2 protein-coding genes are annotated in these 706 nt (G+C 82.0%); one reads left to right on the top strand and one right to left on the bottom strand.

Translation table 11 applies throughout. The features are described from left to right. The coding region (locus FA014_RS20445) for a hypothetical protein (RefSeq protein ID WP_230323469.1) at window positions 1–264 on the top strand (264 nt) is incomplete at its 5' end. A gap of 31 nt (window positions 265–295) precedes the next feature. Here the strand turns inward: FA014_RS20445 and FA014_RS19665 are convergent. Beyond that, window positions 296–706: oxidoreductase C-terminal domain-containing protein (locus FA014_RS19665; protein ID WP_328288233.1), on the bottom strand; the 411-nt coding region annotated here is incomplete at its 5' end.

Genomic DNA, 706 nt, shown 5'->3' with positions numbered 1-706 from the left:
GGACTGCTCACCGTGCTGGCGGCGCTGCCCGGGGCGTGGCCGGGCGGGGGCGCGCCCGGGGCGCCGGACGTCGTGGACGTCGTCGGCGCGGCCGCGGCGGCCGTGCAGCCGGTGCTCGTGGCGGTCTGGGTGCTGTCGGTCCCGTGGACCCGGGGGCACCGGGGGCTCTCGTACGCGCTCGCCGGGGCCGAGCTCGCGGACGCCCGGGACACCGGGGCCGGGTCGGCCGCGCCGGACGACCTCGCGCGGGACCGGGTGGGCTGAGCCCGCGGTCGTCCTGACCCCGCGGTCGTCCTCAGCCCGCGACGGCCTTCGGCAGCGCGACCGCCGGGTCGGCCGCGCGCGCCCGGTCCAGCACCGGCAGCACCGCGCCCGCCAGCAGCCGTCGCGCCCCGCCGACGTCCCGCGGCCGGTCGACCGCGAACACCGCCGTCAGCGTGCCGGTCGCCCCGCCGCCCGGGGCGAACCACAGCGCCGTCCAGCCGTCGTCGCCGGCCGGGTCGCCGCGGAGCACGACCTCGTCGCCCGGGCCGGGCAGCCCGTAGAGCGCGAGCTCGTGCCCGAGCTGCGTCGAGAACACGTACGGCGCCAGGTCGGACTCCGCGGCCTCGTGGCCGAGCAGCCCCGCCACCGCGACCGCCGGGCCGCGCAGCGCCGCGTCCCAGTGCCCGCCCGGCACCCAGCCGTGCCGCGCCGACCGGCGCCG

The organism is Cellulomonas hominis (genome assembly GCF_005239125.1).
Taxonomy (GTDB): Bacteria; Actinomycetota; Actinomycetes; order Actinomycetales; family Cellulomonadaceae; genus Cellulomonas; species Cellulomonas hominis_A.
This window is presented reverse-complemented; position numbering and strand designations above follow the sequence as displayed.